This is a genomic window from Actinomycetospora succinea (genome assembly GCF_004363095.1).
GTDB classification, from domain to species: domain Bacteria; phylum Actinomycetota; class Actinomycetes; order Mycobacteriales; family Pseudonocardiaceae; genus Actinomycetospora; species Actinomycetospora succinea.
This window is the reverse complement of record NZ_SNYO01000003.1, coordinates 276,089-297,973: the sequence shown is the minus strand read 5'-3', so window position 1 is coordinate 297,973 and position 21,885 is coordinate 276,089. Positions and strand designations below refer to the sequence as shown.

General features: G+C 75.5%; 20 protein-coding genes. 11 read left to right on the top strand and 9 right to left on the bottom strand.

The features are described from left to right. Positions 1-6: 6 nt before the first annotated feature. Complete coding sequence (locus EV188_RS12665) at positions 7-1,251, bottom strand: septum formation family protein (RefSeq protein ID WP_133826629.1); 1,245 nt, start codon at positions 1,249-1,251, stop codon at positions 7-9. 117 nt (positions 1,252-1,368) lie between these two features. Between EV188_RS12665 and EV188_RS12660 the strand changes: the two genes are divergently transcribed. From EV188_RS12660 to EV188_RS12640, 5 genes are all read left to right on the top strand, one after another. Next, positions 1,369-2,268, top strand: a complete 900-nt coding sequence (locus EV188_RS12660) for a hypothetical protein (protein WP_243741653.1) — start codon at positions 1,369-1,371, stop codon at positions 2,266-2,268. A 96-nt stretch (positions 2,269-2,364) separates the two neighbouring features. Further along, on the top strand, positions 2,365-3,525 hold the full coding sequence (locus tag EV188_RS12655) for a glutathionylspermidine synthase family protein (RefSeq protein WP_133826628.1): 1,161 nt from the start codon (positions 2,365-2,367) through the stop codon (positions 3,523-3,525). A 59-nt stretch (positions 3,526-3,584) separates the two neighbouring features. After that, positions 3,585-6,701: an arabinosyltransferase domain-containing protein gene (locus tag EV188_RS12650; protein ID WP_133826627.1), complete on the top strand. Its 3,117-nt coding sequence runs from the start codon at positions 3,585-3,587 to the stop codon at positions 6,699-6,701. A 77-nt stretch (positions 6,702-6,778) separates the two neighbouring features. Then, positions 6,779-7,189: a DUF350 domain-containing protein gene (locus tag EV188_RS12645; protein ID WP_133827083.1), complete on the top strand. Its 411-nt coding sequence runs from the start codon at positions 6,779-6,781 to the stop codon at positions 7,187-7,189. A gap of 108 nt (positions 7,190-7,297) precedes the next feature. Next, the gene (locus tag EV188_RS12640; RefSeq protein ID WP_133826626.1) at positions 7,298-10,411 is read left to right on the top strand and encodes an arabinosyltransferase domain-containing protein; all 3,114 of its coding nucleotides are present in this window, start codon (positions 7,298-7,300) and stop codon (positions 10,409-10,411) included. Here the strand turns inward: EV188_RS12640 and EV188_RS12635 are convergent. Further along, positions 10,408-11,013 (bottom strand): endonuclease, encoded by a 606-nt coding sequence (locus EV188_RS12635; protein WP_208114163.1) that lies wholly within the window; start codon positions 11,011-11,013, stop codon positions 10,408-10,410. The genes EV188_RS12640 and EV188_RS12635 overlap by 4 nt on opposite strands. Positions 11,014-11,095: 82 nt before the next feature. Here EV188_RS12635 and EV188_RS12630 point away from each other — a divergent pair, with 82 nt between their 5' ends. The 4 genes from EV188_RS12630 to EV188_RS12615 all read left to right on the top strand — a co-directional run bounded on the left by EV188_RS12630 (position 11,096) and on the right by EV188_RS12615 (position 14,105). After that, entirely contained in the window at positions 11,096-11,908 is an 813-nt protein-coding gene (locus EV188_RS12630; protein WP_208114162.1) for an HAD family hydrolase, read from the top strand. A 138-nt stretch (positions 11,909-12,046) separates the two neighbouring features. Beyond that, positions 12,047-12,619 carry a phosphatase PAP2 family protein gene (locus EV188_RS12625; RefSeq protein WP_243741652.1) on the top strand — a complete coding sequence of 191 codons (573 nt, stop codon included), beginning with the start codon at positions 12,047-12,049 and terminating at the stop codon, positions 12,617-12,619. Next, the gene (locus tag EV188_RS12620) at positions 12,616-13,653 is read left to right on the top strand and encodes a decaprenyl-phosphate phosphoribosyltransferase (protein ID WP_133826623.1); all 1,038 of its coding nucleotides are present in this window, start codon (positions 12,616-12,618) and stop codon (positions 13,651-13,653) included. The genes EV188_RS12625 and EV188_RS12620 overlap by 4 nt, the downstream gene beginning before the upstream one ends. Before the next feature lie 14 nt (positions 13,654-13,667). Continuing rightward, positions 13,668-14,105 (top strand): GtrA family protein, encoded by a 438-nt coding sequence (locus EV188_RS12615; protein WP_133826622.1) that lies wholly within the window; start codon positions 13,668-13,670, stop codon positions 14,103-14,105. Between the two features lie 3 nt (positions 14,106-14,108). On the opposite strand, the gene EV188_RS12610 is transcribed toward EV188_RS12615, so the two are convergent. Genes EV188_RS12610 through EV188_RS12600 form a run of 3 tightly spaced genes read right to left on the bottom strand, consistent with a single transcriptional unit; the run spans position 14,109 to position 16,920 of the window. After that, positions 14,109-14,579, bottom strand: a complete 471-nt coding sequence (locus EV188_RS12610) for an FHA domain-containing protein (protein ID WP_133826621.1) — start codon at positions 14,577-14,579, stop codon at positions 14,109-14,111. Beyond that, positions 14,576-15,805: a PP2C family protein-serine/threonine phosphatase gene (locus tag EV188_RS12605; RefSeq protein ID WP_243741710.1), complete on the bottom strand. Its 1,230-nt coding sequence runs from the start codon at positions 15,803-15,805 to the stop codon at positions 14,576-14,578. The genes EV188_RS12610 and EV188_RS12605 overlap by 4 nt, the downstream gene beginning before the upstream one ends. Then, positions 15,805-16,920, bottom strand: a complete 1,116-nt coding sequence (locus tag EV188_RS12600; RefSeq protein ID WP_166659860.1) for a protein kinase domain-containing protein — start codon at positions 16,918-16,920, stop codon at positions 15,805-15,807. The genes EV188_RS12605 and EV188_RS12600 overlap by 1 nt, the downstream gene beginning before the upstream one ends. 312 nt (positions 16,921-17,232) lie before the next feature. Here EV188_RS12600 and EV188_RS12595 point away from each other — a divergent pair, with 312 nt between their 5' ends. Both EV188_RS12595 and EV188_RS12590 read left to right on the top strand, forming a co-directional pair. Continuing rightward, positions 17,233-17,700: a hypothetical protein gene (locus EV188_RS12595; RefSeq protein WP_133826618.1), complete on the top strand. Its 468-nt coding sequence runs from the start codon at positions 17,233-17,235 to the stop codon at positions 17,698-17,700. A 113-nt stretch (positions 17,701-17,813) separates the two neighbouring features. Further along, the gene (locus EV188_RS12590) at positions 17,814-18,191 is read left to right on the top strand and encodes a hypothetical protein (protein WP_133826617.1); all 378 of its coding nucleotides are present in this window, start codon (positions 17,814-17,816) and stop codon (positions 18,189-18,191) included. 90 nt (positions 18,192-18,281) lie between these two features. Here EV188_RS12590 and EV188_RS12585 read toward each other — a convergent pair whose 3' ends face one another. The 4 genes from EV188_RS12585 to EV188_RS12570 all read right to left on the bottom strand — a co-directional run bounded on the left by EV188_RS12585 (position 18,282) and on the right by EV188_RS12570 (position 21,858). Then, positions 18,282-19,901 carry a peptide chain release factor 3 gene (locus EV188_RS12585; protein ID WP_133826616.1) on the bottom strand — a complete coding sequence of 540 codons (1,620 nt, stop codon included), beginning with the start codon at positions 19,899-19,901 and terminating at the stop codon, positions 18,282-18,284. Between the two features lie 62 nt (positions 19,902-19,963). After that, positions 19,964-20,932, bottom strand: coding sequence for a TIGR03557 family F420-dependent LLM class oxidoreductase (locus EV188_RS12580; protein WP_133826615.1), 969 nt, complete (start codon positions 20,930-20,932; stop codon positions 19,964-19,966). A 165-nt stretch (positions 20,933-21,097) separates the two neighbouring features. Further along, positions 21,098-21,388, bottom strand: coding sequence for a PASTA domain-containing protein (locus tag EV188_RS12575; RefSeq protein ID WP_133826614.1), 291 nt, complete (start codon positions 21,386-21,388; stop codon positions 21,098-21,100). Positions 21,389-21,408: 20 nt separating this feature from the next. Continuing rightward, on the bottom strand, positions 21,409-21,858 hold the full coding sequence (locus EV188_RS12570) for an ATP-binding protein (RefSeq protein WP_133826613.1): 450 nt from the start codon (positions 21,856-21,858) through the stop codon (positions 21,409-21,411). Positions 21,859-21,885: the final 27 nt, after the last annotated feature.

Genomic DNA, 21,885 nt, shown 5'->3' with positions numbered 1-21,885 from the left:
AACCAGCTAGCCGCCGCCCAGACCGGGCACCGGCAGCGACGGGACCTGGATGCCGGGCTGCTGACCGGCGCCGGGCTGGGACGCGCTCCCGCCGGCCGCGCCGCCCTCGGGGGCCGCCGGGGCCGCGGTGGTGGTCGACGTGCTCTGGGCCGGCGCGCCGGGGCGCAGGTTCGGCACCGATGCGGGCGCCTCGCCGCCGATGGTGACGCCGTCGGCGGCCTTGCCGGTCAGCGGCGCGAAGCCGGAGCTGTCGGCGAGCAGCGAGCCGAGGTTGCAGCTCACGCGCCGCGTGCTCGCGTTCCAGGACTCCTCGGCGAGGTTGGTCCAGTACACGGTGAGCTTGGAGTCGGTGAGCTTCTGCGCCGAGCCGACGTACTGCTCGGCGATCCGCTGGCAGGTCGGCTGCAGGTAGTTGTCCTGCTCGTCGACCGACGGGAAGCCGTCGCGGAACTGGGTGCCCAGGTCGACGGTGCCCGCGACCTCGGCGGCGTGGGTCTCGCCGCACGCCGTCGGGTCGGAGACCTCCTTGCCCGCGAGGCCGAGGCAGGTGCCGGCGTCGTAGACGACGGCCTGGTCGGCGTCGAGGACGCGCCCGGTCGACGAGAACAGCGCGCCGGTGCGCCCCGGCGCCTGCAGCCCGCAGCGCACGGTGCGGTCGCCGGCGTCCCACGCGGCCTGGGTGGGCTTGAGCGCGCCCGCCTTGTAGCGGCCGGCCGGGTCGAGCTTGCCCTGCAGGTAGTTCCGCGCCTGCGGGGTGCACTGGTCGGTGACGAGCTGCTGCCAGGCCGGATCCGCCGGGAACGGCGCGCCGGGCGGCTGCGCGGCGTTCACCGCACCGACGCTCTCGAACAGGTGGGACTGGCCGCAGTCGACCTCGCGGACGTCGCCGGCGTCGTCGCGGCTCCACGTCAGGCAGCTGCCCGGCTGGGTGGTCAGCGGCGGCGGGCCCTCGTCGTCGTCGGAGGAGGACGGGGCGCCCGCGGGCCCGGACGACGAGCCGGCGAGGCCGAGGACGTCGGGGCCCGACCCGGTGGCCGCGAGCGCGGTGGCGGCGATCAGCATGATCAGCGCCCCGGCCAGCACGCCGATGACGCCGCGGCGGGCGGCCCGGCGTCGGGGGTCGGCGGCGTCGTCGGCACCGAGGACGCGGTCGAGCCAGCGGTCCATGCCGCGGGCGTCACCATCAGCGTTGTACTCGCCGTCGGGGCCACCGTCACCGGACGGCCCGGACTGGCGTTCCCGGAGCTGCATCGCCCTGTCATCATGCCGCTCCGGGATTCCCCGAGCCGGGTGACCCCGGGTCGGGCAGGATCGGTGGTGACCGGTACGCGCCGGACGGTGCCGGTGGACGGGTTGGCGGAGGGGACCATGACAGGCCGAGACGACGAGCGGGACCAGCCGTCGGAGCGACGGACCGACAAGGTCGACGTCAACGCGTTCTCCGAGGAGGCGCGCCCCACCGAGAAGGTCGACACGTCGGCCGTGTCCGGCGGGCGGCACCGCGGCGCCGACGCGGAGGACGACGGGAACGACCTCGCGACCCCGCCGTCGGGCGTCCCGGCCGCCGGCGCCGGCTCGGGCAGCGGCGCGCTCGCCGCGGTGGGCGCGGATGCGGGATCCGGCTCCGGTGCCGCCGACGAGGGCGAGCAGCGCCGCGGCCGCGTCCGCTACCAGGACCCGGCCACCACCAAGCCCCGCGAGCCCACGGTCGCCGAGCAGCGGGCCCGCCGCGAGGCCCAGCGCCGCGAGCGCGCCCAGCGCGACGCCGCCGCGGCCGCCGAGGAGCGCAAGAAGAAGATCCGCAAGCGGGTGCTGGTCGGCGGCGGTGTCGCGGTCGGCGTCGTGGCCCTCGTGGCGATCGTCTACGCGGCGAGCTCGCCGGACGAGGTCGAGGCGCAGTGCGTCGACCCGCAGGGCGTCGTCGTGCCCGACGAGAACTGCGGCGGCACCCAGCAGGGCGGCTACTACAACAGCAGCGGCGTCTTCGTCCCGATCTTCATCGGCGGCTTCGGCAACCAGTACCACTACAACTACGGGACCCGGTCCCCCGTGGGGACGGTCGCCTCGGGCGGGACCACCTCGCCGCCGGCCAGCGGGACCAGCGTGCGCAGCGGCACCTCGGGCAGCTCGCTGGGGTCGACCTCGAGCAGCGGCACCGTCAGCCGCGGCGGCCTCGGCGTCGGCGGCAGCTCGAGCGGCTCCAGCGGGTCGAGCAGCGGGTCGAGCGGGTCGAGCAGCGGCTCCTCGGGCAGCTCCTCCGGCTCGTAGGCGCGGGAACGGCAAGGCAGCGCGACGGAGGAGCGCTGTCGGGCCGTCTCCTCGTCGCCGGAGAAGACTCAGCGTCCGTACGGCAGGATCACCGGCGTGCAGCGCGCGACCGGAAGTCCCCGCCCCGGCTGGCAGAGCAAGATCGAGGAGCAGGGGCTGGTGTTCGGCACGCCCGCGGCGGGGCTGAACGGCGCCCGGCCGTACTGGGACGAGTCGGTGCACTACGTCCTCGACATGGCCGAGGTGCTCTCGCTCGAGGCCGACGTCGAGCTCCTGCACTCGATGTGCCTCGAGGCCGTCGACCACGTCGTGACCACCGAGCGGTTCCGCGACTTCGCGCTGCCGGAGTGGAGCTGGGAGGCGGTGGCCGCGTCGTGGCGCCGCGGCGACCCGCACCTCTACGGCCGCTTCGACCTGCGCTACGACGGCACCGGCCCGGCGAAGCTCATGGAGTACAACGCCGACACCCCGACCTCGCTGCTCGAGGCGTCGATCTGCCAGTGGTACTGGCTCAAGGACGTCCACCCGGACGACGACCAGTGGAACTCGCTGCACGAGAAGCTGGTCGAGCGCTGGGGCGAGATCGCCGCGAAGCTCCCGCGCAACGAGGTGCACTTCTGCTGGTCGCAGGCCGACCCGACCGGCGAGGACCACGTCACCACGGCCTACCTGCAGGAGTGCGCCGCGGAGGCCGGGCTCGACACCGTCGGGCTCGCGATCGAGCAGCTCGGCTGGGACTCGGCGCTCGACCGCTTCGTCGACCTCGAGGAGTCGCCGGTCGCCGTCGTCGACAAGCTCTACCCCTGGGAGTGGATCCTCGGCGACGACTTCGGCAAGCACGTCACCCGCAGCCTGCCCGAGACCACCTGGGTCGAGCCGCTGTGGAAGACGCTGCTGTCGAACAAGGCGCTGCTCGCCGTGCTCTGGGAGATGTACCCGGGGCACCCGAACCTGCTCCCGGCCTCGCTGCGCGACCCGGGGTTCCTCACCGAGTACGTCCGCAAGCCGCTGCTCGGCCGCGAGGGCGCGAACATCCAGATCGTCGCGCCGGGCTACGAGACCGAGACCGGCGGCGTCTACGGCGAGGAGGGCTACGTCTACCAGCTCTTCGACCCGCTGCCCGAGTTCGACGGCTACCGCCCCGCCCTCGGCGCGTGGATCGTCGGGGACACCTCCGCGGGCCTCGGCATCCGCGAGACCGCCGGGCTGATCACCGACAACGGCGCCGCGTTCGTGCCGCACCGCATCCCCGACTGAGCAGGCGCCCCGCGGGGGGCCGGTGAGAGGGCAGCCCGGACGACCTACGCTCCCCGCCGTTGTCCGCCCCGACCGAGACCCCGGCGCCCGCCGGGGCCCCGCCGCCGGGGGACACGACCGTCCCGAGCGGGCGCGCCGTCCTCGTCCTGGCCCTGCTGACGATCCTGCTGGGGATCGCCGTCCCGCTCGCCCCGGTCACCGCGCAGGACACCACCGTGACCTGGCCCGACCCGGCCGCGGGCGACACCGCGGCGCGCTCGACGACCCTCACGCTGAGCCCGCCGCGCCCGCGGTCGTTCGCCGCGACCGTGCCGTGCGCCGCGCTGCGGGCCGGGGGCGACGTCCTGCGCACCCTGCCCGCCGACGCCGGCGACGCGGGCCTGTCGGTGCGGTCGTCCGGGACGTCGCTGCGGGTCGACGTCTCCGGGCGCACGGTGCTCACCGGCGCCGTCCCACCCGGTGACTGCCGGCTCGACCTGGCGGTCGACGAGGGCGGCCTGCGCGCCACGCTGGACGGCCGCCCGCTCCCGCTGACCTGCGGGCCGTGCGCCGACGTCCTGCCCCCGCAGGTCAGCCGCCTGAGCACGAGCACCGACGGCACGCCCGCGTCGGCGGGCCTCGCCGTGTCGCTGCGCACCGACGACCGCTACGCGTCCACCCCGGGCGCGCTGAAGACGGTGCTGCTGGCGGGCCACCTCGTCGCCCTCGCCGCGCTGCTCGTGCTGCTGCACCGGCGCGGACGCCGCCGGCACCGCGCGCACGGCCGCCTCGGCGCCCGCGGCTGGAGCGACCGGCTGCGACGCCACGCCTCGTGGGCGGACGCCCTGGTCGTCGCGGTCTCGGTCGGCTGGCTCGTCGTCGGACCGCTGGACTTCGACGACAGCTGGTACCCGCTGATGGCCCGCGACGCCGGGGACGCGGGATACCTCGGCAACGCGGTCTACATGTTCAACGTCACCGAGAACCCCTTCGTGGCGTCGCAGTACGCCCAGCAGCTGTGGGGGGCAATCGGCGGCTTCGGTCTGGTCTGGCAGCGGGTCCTGCCGCTGCTCTACGGCCTCGCGACCTGGGCCCTGCTGCGGGCGTTCTTCGTCCTGCTCGCGCGCCGCACCGACGTCCGGCCCGCGCGGGTCCCGTGGGCGCTGCTGCTCGCGCACCTCGTGTGGTGGCTGCCGTTCGGCCTCACGCTGCGCCCGGAACCGCTGATCGTGCTGCTCTCGGTCGTCGTGCTGCTGCTCGTCGAGCTGGCCCGCGACCGGGAGGTCCCGCTCCTCTGGGTCGGCGCGGTGACGGCCGCGGCCCTGGCCGTCACGTGCTCGCCTACCGGGCTGGTCGCGGCGGCGCCGCTGCTCGTGGAGATCCCGCGGGCGGGTCCACGGATCCTCGCCGCGCCGCGCGCCCAGCAGGTCGGCGCGGTCCTCGTCGCCGTCGCGACGGCGAGCGTCGCGATCCCGGTGGCGTTCGCGGACGCCTCGCTGGGCGACGTCCTCGAGGCCTCGGCCGTGCACGCCTGGTACTACGACACCGTCCCCTGGTACGACGAGCTCGACCACTACGAGACCCTGCTCGGGCCCGGCGAGACGCCCTGGGGCCAGCGGGCGCCGGTGCTCATCACGCTCGCGACGGCCGCGCTGGTCGCCGCCGGCAGCGCCCGGCGCGGACCGGACGACGACGCGCTGCGCCGGGTCCTGCTGCACTCCGCCGCGACCACCGCGGTCGCCTTCGCGCTCGTCGCCGTCAGCCCGACCAAGTGGGTGCTGCACTTCCCGGCGGTCGCCGCGTCGGGGACCGTGCTGCTCGCCGTCGCCCTGCTGCGCGGGCCGATGCCGCGCCACGAGCGCGCCCTGGCGACCACCGGGGGCGTGGCCGTGCTGGTCGTCGCCGCGTCGGTCAGCTTCGCCGGGTGGAACGTGTGGCGCCCCTACAGCGACCGCGGCCAGCCCTTCGGCGACCACGCCGACCCCGACCCGACGCCGCTGAGCGAGAACCTGCTCGCCCCGCACCTCGGGCCGGTGTTCCTGCGCAACCCGCTCGTCTGGGTCGCGATCGCGCTGCTCGCGGCCGCGTGGGCGTCGTGGGCACGGCGCCGGTGGCCCGCGCGCGACCTGCTGCGCCCGGAGCCCGAGCGCGCCGTCCTCGCGGCCGCGTGCGTCGCGGTCGTCGTCGGGATGGTCGGCGTGATGCTGCTGGCGCCGCTGCGCCAGTACCCGGGGTGGACGGTCGCGCTCGGCAACGCCAAGGACCTCGCGCGCGGCGAGTGCGGCCTGGAGAGCAACGTGACCGTCCTGCGCCCGACGCCGGTGCCGCTCGGCGCGCCGACCGGGCCCGCCGCGACGTCCGGCGACACCGTCGACGACACCCGGGTCGCGCCACCCCGGCCGGTCCCGGGCCTGGGCCGCGTCTGGCACGACGACGCGCCCGGCTCGATCGGGCGCGGCGGGCTCGTGACCGGCTGGTACCCCGTCCCGCCGGGCACCGGCGCCTCCGACGTCCTGGTCCCCCTGCTGGCCGCGGGCGACCCCGACGAGTCGGTCTCGGTGGAGTTCGGCCGCGGGGCGGGCGGGCCCGCGACCACCGTCGCCGGCCGGACGCCGGTCGACGACCTGCCCAACACCGGCGGCCGCGCCTGGCAGGAGCGCCCCGTCTCGCTGGTGGACGCGCCGCCCGGTGTCGACGCCGTGCGGGTCGTCGTCGAGGGCGGGCCGGGCGTCGGCGAGGACCGGCTCGCGGTGGCCGAGCCGCGCCTCGCGCGCCCGGAGCCGCTCCAGGGCGTGATCGACGGGGCACCGGCGCTGGCGGACCAGAGCTCGTCGAGCCTGTGGCCCTGCGTCGACCAGGTCGCCGTGCACGACGGCATCGCGCCCGCGCCGGCGTTCCGCCTGTCGGTGGACGAGGACCTCACCGGCGCGACGATCAACTCCCAGGACTGGAACGCGCGCGGCGGCGTCTGGCGCCTCGACGACCTCGAGTCGACCTACGTCACGCTCGCCACCGCCGTGCGCCCCGGCGGCGTGCCCGCGAAGCCCTGGGGGCGGGTCGAGGCCGTGGTCCGCGACCTCCCCGACGGCCGCTACGGGGTGTCCACGGCCGAGCGCTCGCGGCCCGGCTGGGAGCGGGGCCCGACGCTCGCCCGGGAGGATTACTCGGACGTGGAGTACCAGGGCGCCGTCGGCTAGATCAGTGCCCTAGTCTGGCGCCCCGTTCGTCCGGATGGAGGGCTCCACAGGTGCTCGCTCCCGATTTCTGGCCCACCATGGGCGTGAACATCGGCCTCATCGCGGTGTACGCGGTGATCGGTGCCGTGCTGATGTACATCGGCTACTTCGCGATCGACCTCACGACCCCGGGCGACCTGCGCGGGCTGGTGCGCGAGGGCCGGCCCAACGCCGTGGTGGTCTCGGCGGCCGGGCTGGTGTCGATGGCGCTGATCATCGTCACCGCCATCTACGTGTCCGGCGGCGGCTTCCTGGCCGGCATCCTCAACACCTCGATCTACGGCCTGGTCGGGATCGTCGCCCAGGTCCTCGCGGTGCGCGGGCTCGAGGCGGTCGCCCGCCTCGACGTCGACGGCTGCCTGCACGACGACCGGTTCACCTGGGACTCGGCGGTCATCGCGGCCATGCACGTCGCCCTGGGTCTCGTGGTCGCCGTCGCGGTCATCTAGACACGCAGTGACCCCGGGCCTCTGACGGGGCCTTCACGACTTATTCTCCACCCCGGTGCGTACTCCCCGGTTCGACCTCTCCGTCACCTGCCTCCGCCGAGGCGACCGGTGACGACCCTCGTGCGCGCCGACGAGACCTCGCCCCGGGGCGACGATCCCGCGGAGGCCCCGCGGCTGGGCGCGAAGGCCGTCCTGGTGTGGGCGATGCTGACGATCCTGCTCGGGATCGCCGTCCCGCTCGCCCCGGTCACCGCGCAGGACACGACCGTGACCTGGCCGGACCCGGCGGCCGCCGCGGGCACGCCGCTGTCCACGCAGCTCGCGCTCAACCCGCCCCGCCCGCTCGGGTTCGCGGCGACCGTGCCGTGCTCCGCGCTGCGCGCCGGCGGCGACGTCCTGCGCACCCTGCCCGGCGACCCGCGCGGCGGCGGGCTGGTGCTGTCCTCGACCGGCGCGGCCGCGACCCTCACGGTCTCCGGACGCACGGTGGCCACCGGCCCGGTCCCGGCCGGCGACTGCCGCCTCGCGATCACCGCCGACGAGGCCGGCCTGCGGGTCACCCAGGACGGCGCGCCGCTGCCGCTCGCGTGCGGCGACTGCGCCGACGTCCTCCCGCCGATCATGGCCCAGCTCTCGACGAGCACCGACGGCACGCCGGCGTCGGCGGGCCTCGGGGTCACGGTGCGCACCGACGACCGCTACGCCTCCACCCCGGGCCCGCTGAAGACGACCCTGCTCGTCGCCCACCTGATCGCGCTCGCGGTGCTGCTCGTGCTCGTCTACCGGCAGGGGCGCTGGCGCGGGGTCCGGGGCGTGGTCTCCCCGCGGACGTGGCCCGCGCGGCTGCGTCGCCACCTGTCCTGGGCGGACGGGCTCGTCGTCGCGGTGTCGGCGGGCTGGGTGCTCGTCGCCCCGATGAACTTCGACGACAGCTGGTACCCGCTGATGGCGCGGGACGCCGGCGAGGCGGGCTACATCGGCAACGCCGTCTACATGTTCAACGTCACCGAGAACCCCTTCGTCGCCTCGCAGTACGCGATGCAGGCGTGGGGCGCGATCGGCGGCTTCGGGCTGGTCTGGCAGCGCTGCCTGCCGCTGCTGTTCGGCCTGCTGACGTGGACGCTCCTGCGGGCGTTCTTCGTCCTGATCTCCCGCCGCACCGCCGTGCGCCGGGCCTGGGTGCCGTGGGCGCTGCTGATCGCCCACCTGCTGTGGTGGCTGCCGTTCGGGCTGACGCTGCGCCCCGAGCCGCTGATCGTGCTGCTCTCGGTCGTCGTGATCCTGCTGGTCGAGGTCGCCCGGGACCGCGGTACGCCGATCCTCCACGTCGGCGCGGTCATGGCGGCGGCGCTCGCCCTGGCCTGCTCGCCGACGGGGCTCGTCGCGGTCGCCCCGCTGCTGGTGGAGATCCCGCGCGCCTGGCCACACATGATGGCCGCGCCGCGGCGCGCGCAGCTCGCCCTGGTGGTGGTGCTCGCCGCGGCGTCGTCGATCGCGATCCCGCTGGCGTTCGCCGACGCGTCGCTCGGCGACGTCATCGAGGCATCGGCGGTGCACGCGTACTACTACGACACCGTCCCCTGGTACGACGAGCTGGTCCACTACCAGACCCTGCTCGGGCCGGGCCGCACGCCGTGGGCACAGCGGGCCCCGATCCTCATCACGCTGGCGGTGACGCTGCTGGTGGCGGCGGGCAGCGGGCGCAGCGGGCCGGAGGACGACGCCCTGCGCCGCGTGCTGCTGCACGCCGCGGCCACCACCGCGCTCGCGTTCGTGCTCGTCGCGGCGAGCCCGACCAAGTGGGTGCTGCACTTCCCGGTGATCGCGGCCTCGGGCACCGTGCTCATCGCGCTCGCGCTGCTGCGCGGTCCGATGCCGCGCTACGACCGCTCGCTCGCCACCGTCGGCGGGGTCGCGGTGCTCGTCATCGCGACGTCGGTGAGCTACGCCGGCTGGAACTTGTGGCGGCCCTACACCGACCGCGGCCAGTTCTTCGGCGACCACGCCGACCCCTACCCGACGCCGCTGAGCCAGAACCTGCTCGCGCCGCACCTGGGTCCGGTCTTCCTGCGCAACCCGCTCGTCTGGATCGGGGTGGCGCTGCTCGCGGCGGCGTGGGCGGCGTGGTCGCTGCGGCGCTGGCCGGACCGCGACCTGCCCCGGCCCAAGCCCGACCGCGCGCTGCTCGCCGTCGCGTGCGGGAGCGTCGTGGTCGGCCTGATCGCGGTCATGGTGCTGGCCCCGGTGCGCCAGTACCCGGGCTGGACGGTGGCGCTCGGCAACGCCAAGGACGTGGTGCGCCAGGGCTGCGGGCTCGGCGACAACGTCAGCGTCCTCATGCCGACACCGACACCGCTGGGCGCGCCCGTCACCCCGGCGGTCACCACCGAGGACTTCGTCGACGACACCGCGGCGCCGACCCCGCAACCGGTCCCCGGCCTGGGACGGGTCTGGCACGACACCACCGACGACTCCAGCGGGCGCGGCACGGTGGTCACCGGCTGGTACCCGGTGCCCGCCGGGACCGGCGCCACCGACGTCGTCGTGCCGATGCTCGAGTCCGGCCCGCCCGACGAGCAGGTGTCGGTCGAGTTCGGCGACGGGCCCGCGGCGAACCCGCGGGTGCTCGGCCGGACCTCGATCGACTACCTCCCGCAGGCGGACGACCGGACCTGGCAGCAGCGCCCCGTGTCGCTGATCGACTCGCCGGGCGACCCGACGTTCGTCCGCGTGGTCGTCGACTCCACCGGGACGCGCGGCACCGACCGCCTCGCCGTGGCCCAGCCCTTCCTGGCCCGCCCGGAGCCCATCGGGCCGCTGCTCGAGGGGCAGCCCGTGCTCGTCGACCAGATGTCGGCCGTCATGTGGCCCTGCGTCGACCAGGTCGCCTCGCACGACGGCATCGCGCCGCCCTCGACGGTCCGCATCCACGCCGACGAGGACCTGACCTCGGCGTACTACGGGCTGCAGGACAACAAGTTCCGCGGCGGCGTGTGGCGCTTCGACACCGTCGGCGCCACCTACGTCCGCCTCGCGACCTCCGTCGCCCCGGGCCGCGAGCCGGCGAAGCCCTGGGGTCGCGTGGACATGGTCGTCCGCGACCTCCCGACCGGCCGCTACGGGCTCACGACCACCGAGCGCACGAAGTCCGGGTGGGAGCGCGGGCCGACGCTGGCGCGCGAGGAGTACGTGGGCGTGCAGTACCAGGGCGCGGTCGGTTAGCTCTCGGCGCGCACGTCGGTCCGCACGAGCGCGGCGGCGAGGCGGGCGACGTCGTCGCCCGCGACCTGCTCGGCGAGCTTCCCCGCGTCGCGCGGCAGGCCGAGCGCCGCGGCCGCGTCGAGGGCCTTCTCGTCGAGGTGGGGCCGGAACTCGGGCCAGACGGCCTGCACCTCGCGGACGAAGATGGACGCGCCGACCGGCCCGAGGCGCGGGACCTCGGTGAGGTACCCGCGCAGGGCGTCGACGTCGCCGTCGGCGGCCTCGCGCATCCCGCGCAGGTCGCCGTTCCAGCGGTCCGCGACGAGCTCGGCGCCCTGCTGCAGCGCGTCGGTGGTCTGGTCCTTGCTGAGGAACTTCGCCCGCTCCAGGGCGTCGTGCACCGCCGAGCGCTCCGCGTCCCGCATCTTCCCGGGGCTGCCGAACCCGGAGTCGACGAGCTCGCGGCAGGCCCGCGTGCCGAGCTGGGCCTGCACGCGGCTGGAGAGCAGGACGCTGAGCACGAGCAGGCGGTAGAGCGGTGCCGGCTCGTCCTTGAGCGTGATGCCGGCCTCGTCGGCGAACGTGCGGCCGGACTCCTCGAGCAGCGTGTCGATCGTGGTCATCGAGGCGGGTACCCGCAGGTGAGCGATATGGGTCGCCATGGCGACCCATATCGCTCACCTGGCCGGAGGCCATAGTGGAGGTGTGCAGAGCCCCCGCCTGGTCGCCACCGACGTCGACGGGACGCTGCTCGGCGACGGGGAGGACCCCTCGCCGCGCACGCGGGCCGTCATCCGGCGGATGGTCGACGCCGGCGTGCCCCTCGTGCTCGCCACCGGCCGCCCGCCGCGCTGGGTGCCCCGGGTCTGCGAGGCGCTCAGCGTGCACGCGCTGACCGTCGCCGCCAACGGCGCGGTGCTCTACGACGCCGCCACCGACCGGGTCCTCGCCGCCGAGACCCTCGACACCGACGCCCTCGCCGAGGTGACCGACGGGCTGCGCGAGGCCGTCCCGGGCTGCGGGATCGCGGTGGAGCGGGTCGGCGAGGGCGCCTTCGACCGCCGCGAGCACCAGTTCGTCTCCGAGTCGGCGTACGTGCACGCCTGGCCGCACCCCGACCACCGCCGCGTCGCGCCGGGCGACCTGCTGGGCGAGCCCGTGATCAAGGTGCTGGCCCGGCACCCCACGCTGACCAGCGCGGACATGGCCCGCGCGGCGATCGAGGCGGTCGGGCACCTCGTCGACGTCACGTACTCGGCGGGCGGCGGGCTGCTCGAGTGCTCGGTCCGCGGGGTCGACAAGGCCCACGGTCTGGAGCGCGCCGCGGCACACCACGGGGTGGACGCGTCCGAGGTCGTCGCGTTCGGTGACATGCCCAACGACCTGGCGATGCTGCGGTGGGCCGGCCACGGCGTCGCGGTCGCCAACGCCCACCCGGATGTGCTCCACGTCGCGGACGAGGTCACCGGGAGCAACCTCGACGACGGTGTCGCGTCCGTCCTGGAGAGGTGGTTCTGAGCTCCCCGCCGGGGAGATCCGTCGAACCACTGCCCCGCGTGGCGCGATGGACCACTGCAGGGGTCGTTGTCAAGGCCCGCGTAAGATTCCGCGCCGGAGCCCGATCAGGACATCCTCGCCGGCAGGAGGGACGACCACGTGCTCGATCGTGCCGAGGGACCCGACGTCACCGTCGGCCCGGCCCGGGGCGAGGTCGCGGTCCTGCGGACCGTCCAGCGCCGCATCGGCACCCCGCCGGTGGTCGACGCGGCCCGGGCGATGTCGTTCTTCGGGGAGCACGCCGCCGGGTGGATCGCCCTCGGCGCCCTCGGCGCGGCGCTCGACGTCCCGCGCCGGCGGCAGTGGGCCACGGCCGTCGGGGGCGTCGTCGCCGCCCACGGCGCCTCGATCGTCGTCAAGCGCGTGGTGCGCCGCCGCCGGCCCCACGACCCCCGGGTGGCCGTCCACGTGGGCACGCCCAGCCGCCTGAGCTTCCCGTCCTCGCACGCCTCGTCCACCACCGCCGCCGCCCTGCTCTACGCCGGGCTCGTCGGCGGTCCCGGGGTGGGGGCCGCGAGCGCACTCGTGCCCGGCATGGCGCTCTCGCGCCTGGTGCTGGGCGTCCACTACCCGACCGACGTGCTGGCGGGCACGGTGCTCGGTACGGCGTGCGCCCTGGGCGTGCGCCGTCTCGTGCGCCGGGGCTCGATCGGCCGCTGGAGGACCGCATGACACCCGTCACGCCGCCCAGCCCCGCCCGCGAGCAGGAGGGCACGGAGGGCACCGACACCACCACGGACGTCGGGAGCACCACCGACGCCACCCCGGAGCCCGCTCCGGTCACCACGAACCGGCCGCGCCCGGTCGCGGTGCCGCTCGGCCTGCTCAAGGCGATGCGCCCGCGCCAGTGGGTCAAGAACGTCCTGGTCCTGGCCGCGCCGTTCGCGGCCGGTCGGCTGCTCGACCTCTCGGTGCTGCCCGACGTCGCGCTCGCGTTCGTCGCGTTCTCGCTCGCCGCGTCCGGCGTCTACCTGATCAACGACACCAAGGACGTCGAGGCGGACCGCGCGCACCCGAAGAAGCGCTACCGCCCCATCGCCGCCGGCGTCGTGCCGCCGACCCTCGCGGTCGTCACCGGCATCGTGCTGTTCGCCGGGGCGATCGCGGTCAGCCTGGTCGCCGACCCGGACCTCGCGCTGGTCACCGGCATCTACATCGTGGTGCAGCTGGCGTACTGCCTGTGGCTCAAGCACGAGCCCGTCATCGACATCTGCATCGTCTCGTCCGGTTTCCTCATGCGGGCGATCGCCGGTGGTGCCGCGGCCGGGCTGTACCTCTCGCCGTGGTTCCTGCTGACGATGGCGTTCGGCTCGCTGTTCATGGCGTCGGGCAAGCGCTACGCCGAGATGCGGCTCTCCGAGCGCACCGGCGCGAAGATCCGCAAGTCGCTCGAGCGCTACTCGGCGTCCTACCTGCGCTTCGTGTGGTCGCTCTCGGCCACGATCGTGATCATGGCCTACGGGCTGTGGGCGTTCGGCATCGGCGTCACCGCCGTGCCCGGCCGGCTGCCCTCGGCGCCGTCGACCTGGGCGATCGTCTCGGTCGTGCCGTTCGTCATCGCCGTGCTGCGCTACGCGGTCGACGTCGACGGCGGCAACGGCGGCGAGCCCGAGGAGATCGTGCTCGGCGACCGTGTGCTGCAGGTGCTCGGCCTGGTCTGGGTCGTGCTCATGGGCCTCGCGGTCTACACGGCGATGGCGCACTAGTGACCTCCCGGCCGGTGCGCGAGCTCCTCGGAGGCCTCGTGCGCTACGGCCTGGTCGGGCTGGCCAACGCGGCCACCTACTACGGCACCTACCTGCTGGCGCACCCCCACGCCGGCTACCTGGTCGCGCACGTCGTCGGGCTGGGCACGGCGATGGTCGTGTCGTTCCTGCTGAACTGCCGGTTCACGTTCCGGGTGCGCCCGACGTGGACGCGGTTCCTGCTCTACCCGGCCTCGCAGGTCGTCAACATCCTGGCCACGACGGTCGGGGTCGTCGGTCTCGTGCACCTCGGGGTCGACGAGCGCCTGGCGCCCCTCGTGGCGGCCGCGCTCGCGCTGCCGGTGAGCTTCCTGGCGGCGCGGCTGGTGATCACCCGCGCGCTCGTCGGGCCGGCCGCGCCCGTCGTCTCCTGGGACGCGCCGACGGGTCCGATCCCGCTCGGCGGCCGCTGACACTCAGCGCCGCTCGACGGTCAGCGTGGTCCACGCGCCGACGTGGATCCGGTCGCCGGAGCGCAGCGCGACCGGGGTGTCCGGCGTCAGCGGGTCCTCGGCGTAGTTGAGGGTCGTGCCGTTGGTCGACCCCGCGTCGATGACGACCCACCGGTCGCGGGGCAGGGCCAGGAGCACGGCGTGCAGCTTCGAGACGCCCGGGTCGCGCTCGCCGAGGTCGATCTCGGGGCGGGCCGCGGGATCGCCGCCGCGCCCGACCCGGGTCTCCTCGGCGACGAGGCGGACCTCCCGGGGCTCGACGTCGGCGGGGAACTCGCCGGGCGAGGTCGTGTCGTCGGGACCGCGCCGGGCGAGGACGAGGTCGTGGTAGTCGCGGTCGGCCCACACGGTGACGACCCACGCACCGCCCGGGACCTCGGCGGGGGCGTCGGCAGGGACATCGGCAGGGGCATCGGCAGGGGGATCGTCGCTCACCGGTCGACCACACCCTCCCCGTCGAGCGGGATGGGCCCGGTGCGCTCGTCCGGGCCGCGCCCGTCCACCGTCACCGAGGGGCGGTCGGGCGCACCCGCCGGCGGCGCGATCGGGACGAGGGCGATCGTGGCGTTGTCGCTGCCGCCGTCGTCGAGCGCGGCGGCGAGCAGTGCGGCCGCGGCGGCGAGCGCCGGGTGGTCCGGGACGCCGTCGGGGTCGACGTTCTCCGCCGCCGAGGTCCCGCCCAGGGCGGGCCGCGCGAGCCGGGCGAGGATCTCGGGGTCGGGCAGGTGGTTCCACAGCCCGTCGCTGCACAGCAGCAGCACGCCGGGCACGCCGATCCGCACCCGGCGGGCGTGCGCCGGGCCGCTCGGGGCGTCACGGCCGAGCCAGCGGGTCAGGACGTGCGCCCGGCGATCGCGGGCGGCCTCCTCCCGCGACATGATCCCGGCGTTGGCGATCTCCTCGGCCCAGGAGTCGTCGGTGGAGAGCAGGCGCGACGAGCCGTCGTCCGCCAGCCAGTAGGCGCGGCTGTCCCCGATCCAGGACACGACGGCCTCGCCGCCGCGCACCACGGCCGCGACGTAGGTGCAGGCGGGGCTGTCGCCGCCGCCGAGCCCGAGGTCGGCGGCGGCCGTCGCGGCGGCGGCCGACGCGGCGGTGGCCAGTGCGTCCAGCTCGCCGGAGACGCCGGTGCCGGCACGGCCGCTGCCGGTCGGCGTCTCCGCCGTGGTCGCGGAGTCCGTGACCTCGCCGGACCCGGTGGCGACCGGGCCCGTGCCGTGCGTGGAGATCGCCGGGAAGCCGGTGGGCGGGGTGGCCGGCGCGGCCGCCGTCTCCAGCGCGGCACCCACGGCCGCGCCGACGGCGACGAGGGAGGCCTCGTCACCCCGGCGCGCGGACGCCACGCCGTCGCAGACCACGGCCACCCAGGTCTCGATCCGGTCCTCGCCGTCGCCCTCGACGCGCCGGCCGAGCTCGACGGCGTCCTCGTTGCGGCGCCGGCGCAGGCCCCGGTCGGTGATCGCGGCGGCGTCGCCCAGGACCAGCTCGACGTGGTCGCGCAGCACCGGACGCTGGATGCCGCAGGTCGGGCACGTGCCGTCCGGGGCGGGGGGCGCCTCCTCGCCGCACTGCGGGCACGGCGGCGGGGTGCCCTCGGCGAGCTCGGCGCGCAGGTCGGTGCGCTCGACCAGCGGCCCGCCGCCGGTCCCGGCCATCTCCATCACGGGATCGGTGCTCCTCGGGCGTCGCGGGGGTCGCCGGCGGCGCCGGCCGAACGGCCCCCGCCGCGTCGGGTGGGGCCATTGTCCGGGTGTGCCCCGACCAGGACGCCGACCCCCACGCCGGAGTCGCCCGGACGGGCGGTGTAGATCCCGGTGTCGCTCGCGGGATAGCGGGTCCGCACGCGCCGCGCCTCCCCGGCGAACGCCTCGACGCCGGGGTGCCGGCGGGCGGGGTCCGGGTCGGTGGCCCGGGCGAGCAGCGCCACCAGGTCCGGGTCGTCGCGCAGCACGGGCACGCCGGCGGGGTCGGGCAGGCGCAGGGCGTGGTTGCGCACGTGGTCGAAGTCGGCGAGCAGCACCGCGAGCGTGCGCCCGAGCGCGAAGACCTCGGAGGCCACCGACGGGCCGGGGCCGCCGGGGTGGATCTCGGGGGCGACGAAGCCGGTGGTGGCCCAGACGTCGCTCTCGCGGTCGCCGAGGCGCCGCACGCTGCCGAGGTCGAGGACCGTGATCCCGCCCGGACCGCGCAGCAGGTTGCTGGGGTTGAGGTCGGCGTGCAGCAGGCCGTGGCGGTGCAGCGCCGCGAGCGGGGGCACGGCGCCGAGCACGGCGTCGAGGGCCTCGGCGGGCGGGCAGGGGCGCGACGCGGAGAGCACCTCGCCGGGCACGTGGTCGAGCACGAGCAGGCGGACCGCGCCGTCCCGCCCGTCGGCGTGGACGACGTCGCGGGCGTGCACGAGCCCGGGGACGTCGAGGGCGAGCAGCACCTCGGTCTCCTCGACGGCCAGCGCGCCCGCGGCCGGACCGTCGGGACCCTCGAGCCTGCCGAGCACGACCAGGGCGCCGTCGGACCCGCACCGCGCGGTGTAGGACCAGCCGCGCGCGCCGCGCACGAGCGGCGCCTCCACGCGGTAGCGGTCCGCGCGGCCGACGAGCTCGGCGCCCGCCGCGAGGTCGGGGCGGACGTCGTACGCGGCCCCGCACCACGGGCACGTGCCGCGCTCCGGCCCGGGGCGACCCGAGCGGCCCCGACCCACGGGCCCGTCGCAGCGCGCGCAGAACCGCGCCTGCTCGGGCACCGGGGGACCGCTGGTCCCCGGGTCGGTGCTGTTCACGTCGACTCTCCGCTCGTCACGACGTCCGTCCACGCCATCGTGTCATCGCCGCGTCGGCCACCGCGCTCCGCCGTCGGGCGTCGATCATCAGTGCCCGGAGAGCGCTCCTCCGTCCGGGTGGCGACGAACACCCGCTCGGCTCACACGCACGTCGATCGGGGTTTCCGGGAGCGCTCCCGGGGAGGGTGCCCGGGCCGATCGGGTCGTGGCCTGCCATGCTGTCGCGGCACCGAAGCCGATCGGGGGGTTGGGTGCCGCGCCTCCAGCAGGCCCGGCGCGCGGCCGTCCGCGCGAGAGTCCGGAGGTCGTGCCGTGAGCGCAACCGACGACGCCGAGCGTCCCCTCGGGTCCCCCGTGGGATCCGACGAGCTGACCGGGGACCGGTCGGCCCAGCACCGCCGGCCCGAGTCCGACGAGCTCACCGACCGGGACAGCATGCCCGCCGCGGGCACCGGGACGCCCGGCGCCACGCCGAGCGGGGCGGGATCCGACACGACGGCGCCCGTCCCGTCGAGCACGCCGTCGGGCTCCCCCTCCGGCGCCACCACGTCGAGCTCCCCGTCCGGCGCCCCGTCCGGGTCCACCGACGCCTCCTCCGTCGCCGACGCGGCCGCCGAGGCCGAGCGTGCCCTGGCGCAGGCCGCGCGCGACGCCGAGCAGGCCGTGCGCGAGGCGCACACGGACGGCACCCAGGCCGTGCAGAAGGGCTTCGCGGACGCCCAGCGCGCCACCGAGCGCGCCTACGAAGAGGCCGCGGCGAAGAACGACCGCCTCTCCTGAGCCCGGCTGTGCCCCGGACCAGGTCGTGCCGCCGTCCGGAGGCACGTGTGGGGTCCGGTCCCCGTCCTGCGCCGTTCGCGGTGCCCGGCCCGTCCGCACGAGGCAGGTGAGACATGGCGGTCCAGATCCGCGTCACCGCGGACGGCGTCGTCGTGCGCTTCACCGGCACCGACCGCGTCTGGGCGTGCTGCCGCGGGGTGTACCTGCCGCTGAGCCGGGTGCTGCTGGCCCGGCCGATGGCGCGGCGCGACGCGGTGACGGCGAGCCCGCGCGTCCACCTGCCCGGCGTCAGCGTGCCGCGCGTGCTGCGCGCCGGCTCGTACGGCGTGGGTGAGCGCCGCCAGCTCTGGATGGTGCGGCGCGCGGAGAGCCTGCTCGCGATCTACCTGCGCGGCGACCCGTACCACCGCGTCGTCATCGAGGTCGCGGACCCCGAGGCGACCAGCAAGACGATCAACGAGGCGCTGCCTCCGCGCCGCCTGCCCGCCTAGCCTCGCGGCAAGCCGGTTCGACAGTTCACGCTCCTCCGTCGCGTGATCTGCCGACGTGCGGCGCCGCGTCCAGTGGTGGCGTGAGGCGGGTCAGACCCCCTCGGCGACCAGCGGCGCCAGCAGCATGTCCGGGTTGTTCTGCGCGACGGCCTGCAGGCGCCACTTGTGCGGGAAGAGCGCGAGCATCTCCCCGTCGATGCGGCGGGTGAGCACCTCGATCCCCACCGCGCCCCGCAGCGCCGTGGCGCCGGCCTCGTCGGTCCGGCGCGCGAGCGTGTAGTCGAGGCGGTCGAGCTTCACCGGGGCGCCGAACTCGTCGGCGAGGCGCGCCGACACCACCTCGAACTGCAGCGGCCCGACCGCGGCCAGCACCGGCGCCTGGTCGCCGCGCAGGTCCGAGGACAGCACCTGGATGACGCCCTCGGAGTCGAGCTGCTCGATGCCCTTGCGGAACTGCTTGGTCTTCGACATGTCCGCCACCCGGCACACCGCGAAGTGCTCGGGGGCGAAGCTCGGGATGGTCGGGAACGTGACCTGCTCGTCGGCCCACAGGGTGTCGCCGGGCCGCAGTGCCGTGGCGTTGACCAGCCCGACGATGTCGCCCGGGAACGCCTCGTCGATCGTGGAGCGGTCGCGGCCGAACATCGCCTGCGCGTACTTGGTGGCGAACGGGCGCCCGGTCGCGTCGTGGGTGAGCACCATGCCGCGCTCGAAGCGCCCGGAGCAGATGCGCACGAACGCGACGCGGTCGCGGTGCGACTTGTCCATCGAGGCCTGCACCTTGAACACCAGCCCCGAGAACGGGGCGTCGACCGGGCGGGGCTCGCCCTTCTGGTCGGGGCGCGGTCCGGGCGGCGGGGCCAGCTCGACGAGCGCGTCGAGCAGCCGGGCCACGCCGATGTTCGACAGCGCCGACCCGAACATGACCGGCGTCGCGGTGCCCGCCTGGAACGCCTGGTCGTCGAACCCGGCGCCGATCTCGTCGAGCAGCGCCAGCTCCTCGGTCGCGCGCTCCCAGTCCGGGCCCTCCTCGGCGGCCGCGCGGTCGGCGTCGAGCACCTCCGAGGTCGCCCGCGACGCGCCGTGCGCGGTGCGGGTGAAGCGGTGCATGGTGCCGTCGGCGCGCTCGACGAGGCCGCGCAGGTCGCCGGCGATGCCGACCGGCCAGGTGATCGGCATCGGGCGCAGGCCGATCGTCTGCTCGACCTCGTCGACCAGCTCGAGCGCCTCGCGGCCCGGGCGGTCCCACTTGTTGACGAACGTCAGCACCGGCACCCCGCGGTCGCGGCAGACGTCGAAGAGCTTGAGGGTCTGCGGCTCGAGGCCCTTCGCGGCGTCGAGCAGCATCACCGCGGCGTCGACGGCGGCGAGCACCCGGTAGGTGTCCTCGGAGAAGTCGCCGTGGCCGGGGGTGTCGAGCAGGTTGATGACCTGGTCGCGATAGGCGAACTGGAGCACCGCGGAGGTCACCGAGATGCCCCGCTCGCGCTCCATGTCCATCCAGTCGGACGTGACGCCCTTGCGCCCGCCCTTGCCGTGCACGGCGCCCGCGGCCGAGATGACCTCGGCGTGCAGCGCCAGCGCCTCGGTGAGCGTGGACTTGCCGGCGTCCGGGTGGCTGATCACCGCGAACGTGCGCCGGCGCCGCGCCTGGGTGCCGGGATCCTCGGCCGTCCCCTCGCCGGTGGACGGGGCCGACACCGCGGTCATGCTGTTCCTCCCTCACACGGGCCGTTCACGTCGAATGCCCGCGATCGAGGGTACGGCGGTGCTCAGCTCGACGGCGTCAGCGCCCGCAGGGGCTCGGCCAGCTCGGCGGTGAAGTGGTCGAAGAACCCGTCGACGTCGGTGCCCGCGTTGATCAGCGCGAGGTGGTCGTAGCCCGCGTCGACGAACGGCTGCGCGGCCGCGAGCTGCGTCTTCACCTCGGGGCCGCACCCGAACGCCTGCCGCATGTCCTCGGTGGTGACGTAGGCCGTCGCGGCGTCGAAGTTGATCGGGTTCGGCAGCTCGGACTGCACCTTCCAGCCGGTGACCCCGAAGCGGAACAGGCGGCGGGCGGACTCGGCGCCCTCGTCCTCGGTCGGCGCGTAGGCCATCGGGACCTCGGTGTAGCGCGGTCCCTGCCCGCCGGCGGCGGTGAACGCCTCGATGAGGTCGGTGCGCGGCTCGGTGGTGAAGATGCCGTCCCCGAGCTCGGCGGCCAGCGCCGAGGCCCGCTCCCCGCCCGTCGCCACGACGATCTTCGGCAGCTGCTCGGGGAGGTCGAAGACGCGTGCGTCCTCGAGCGTGAGGTGCCTGCCCTCGTAGCTCTGGTAACCGCCCTGCCACAGCAGCCGGATGATCTCCAGGGACTCACGGAACATCTGGTGCCGCACGTGCACCGCGGGCCAGCCCTGCCCGACCACGTGCTCGTTGAGGCGCTCGCCGGACCCGACGCCGAGGGTGAACCGGCCGTCGGCGAGCAGCTGGGTGGTCGCGGCGGCCTGGGCGATGATCGCCGGGTGGTAGCGGATGAACGGGCAGGTCACGCCCGTGGCCAGCTCGATCCGCTCCGTCTTCGCGGCCATCGCGGCGAGCATCGACCAGGCGAAGCCCGAGTGCTGCTGCTCGGAGACCCACGGGTGGTAGTGGTCGGAGATCTCGACGAAGTCGAAGCCGGCCTCCTCGGCGCGCACGCACTGGCGCACCATCTCGGCGGGCGAGTACGCCTCGGCGATCAGCTTGTAACCGATCTTCACGGTCGGACACCTCCGGGTGCGGGAAACGACCCCGCGGGTGTGCCCGATCGGCACCGGATCCCACGCGACCCGTAACGCGGCTCTCCCGGCGGACGACATCCCGGGTGGCCCCGCGGGGCGGTGGACCCCCGACCCACCGTCCCGCGGGCCTTCACCGTCCGGGGGTCAGTTGGCGCCCGCGCCGTCGAGCGGCTTGTCGGGCTCGATGCGCGGCATGTTGCCGCCGCCCCCTCCGCCGCCGCCCGAGTCGGGCTCCACCCAGATGGTCACGGCCTCGCCGGCGGGCACGCGCGTGCCGGGCTCGGGCTGCTGGGCCGTCACGGTGCCCTCGACGGTGGGCGGCGTGTCCGGGTCCGGGTCGACGGCCACCACCCGGGCGGCCATCGCGACCTCGTGGGCCTGCGCCGCCGGGAGCCCCACGAGCGCGGGCACGAGCACCAGCTCGGGTGTCCTCATGGGCAGGGACGGTAGCCAGCTCACGGTGACCGGTGCCACCACAGCCGCACCCGGGTCCCTTCCCGTTCGTGCTGCAGGTCATGGCCGTCGGTGAGCCCGGAGAGCAGCAGCAGGCCCCGGCCGCGGTGGCCGGGGTCGGCGGGCGGCGGGCGCCAGCCGCCGCGGTCGGACACGGCGATCTCGAGCCACGGCGTCCCCGTGACGGAGAGCCGGGCGGTGACGTGGACGGGGCCCGCGCCCTCGGGGTAGGCGTGGTCGACGACGTTGGTCAGCGCCTCGTAGAAGGCGGTCGCCACGTCCTCCAGGCGTTCGGTCAGCGCGGGTTCTGCCGGCTGCCCGGAGGCCTCGGCGGTGCCGCGCACCCAGTTGACGACCTCGGTCCGCAGCGCCCGCAGGTCGGCGGCGCGGACGACCTCGTGGGCGACCTCGTGCACCACGCTGCGCGTTCCGGCGTCCGCGGGGCCCTGCATGTCCGGAGGGTCGACGCTCGGGACCCG

Coding starts and splice junctions, on each gene's coding strand:
- EV188_RS12645 (WP_133827083.1), top strand. CDS start 6,779: ATGGGCGTGAACATCGGCCTCATCGCGGTGTACGCGGTGATCGGTGCC.
- EV188_RS12575 (WP_133826614.1), bottom strand. CDS start 21,388: ATGAGGACACCCGAGCTGGTGCTCGTGCCCGCGCTCGTGGGGCTCCCG.
- EV188_RS12590 (WP_133826617.1), top strand. CDS start 17,814: ATGGCGGTCCAGATCCGCGTCACCGCGGACGGCGTCGTCGTGCGCTTC.
- EV188_RS12605 (WP_243741710.1), bottom strand. CDS start 15,805: ATGGAGATGGCCGGGACCGGCGGCGGGCCGCTGGTCGAGCGCACCGAC.
- EV188_RS12570 (WP_133826613.1), bottom strand. CDS start 21,858: ATGCAGGGCCCCGCGGACGCCGGAACGCGCAGCGTGGTGCACGAGGTC.
- EV188_RS12665 (WP_133826629.1), bottom strand. CDS start 1,251: ATGCAGCTCCGGGAACGCCAGTCCGGGCCGTCCGGTGACGGTGGCCCC.
- EV188_RS12660 (WP_243741653.1), top strand. CDS start 1,369: ATGACAGGCCGAGACGACGAGCGGGACCAGCCGTCGGAGCGACGGACC.
- EV188_RS12635 (WP_208114163.1), bottom strand. CDS start 11,013: ATGACCACGATCGACACGCTGCTCGAGGAGTCCGGCCGCACGTTCGCC.
- EV188_RS12620 (WP_133826623.1), top strand. CDS start 12,616: ATGACACCCGTCACGCCGCCCAGCCCCGCCCGCGAGCAGGAGGGCACG.
- EV188_RS12585 (WP_133826616.1), bottom strand. CDS start 19,901: ATGACCGCGGTGTCGGCCCCGTCCACCGGCGAGGGGACGGCCGAGGAT.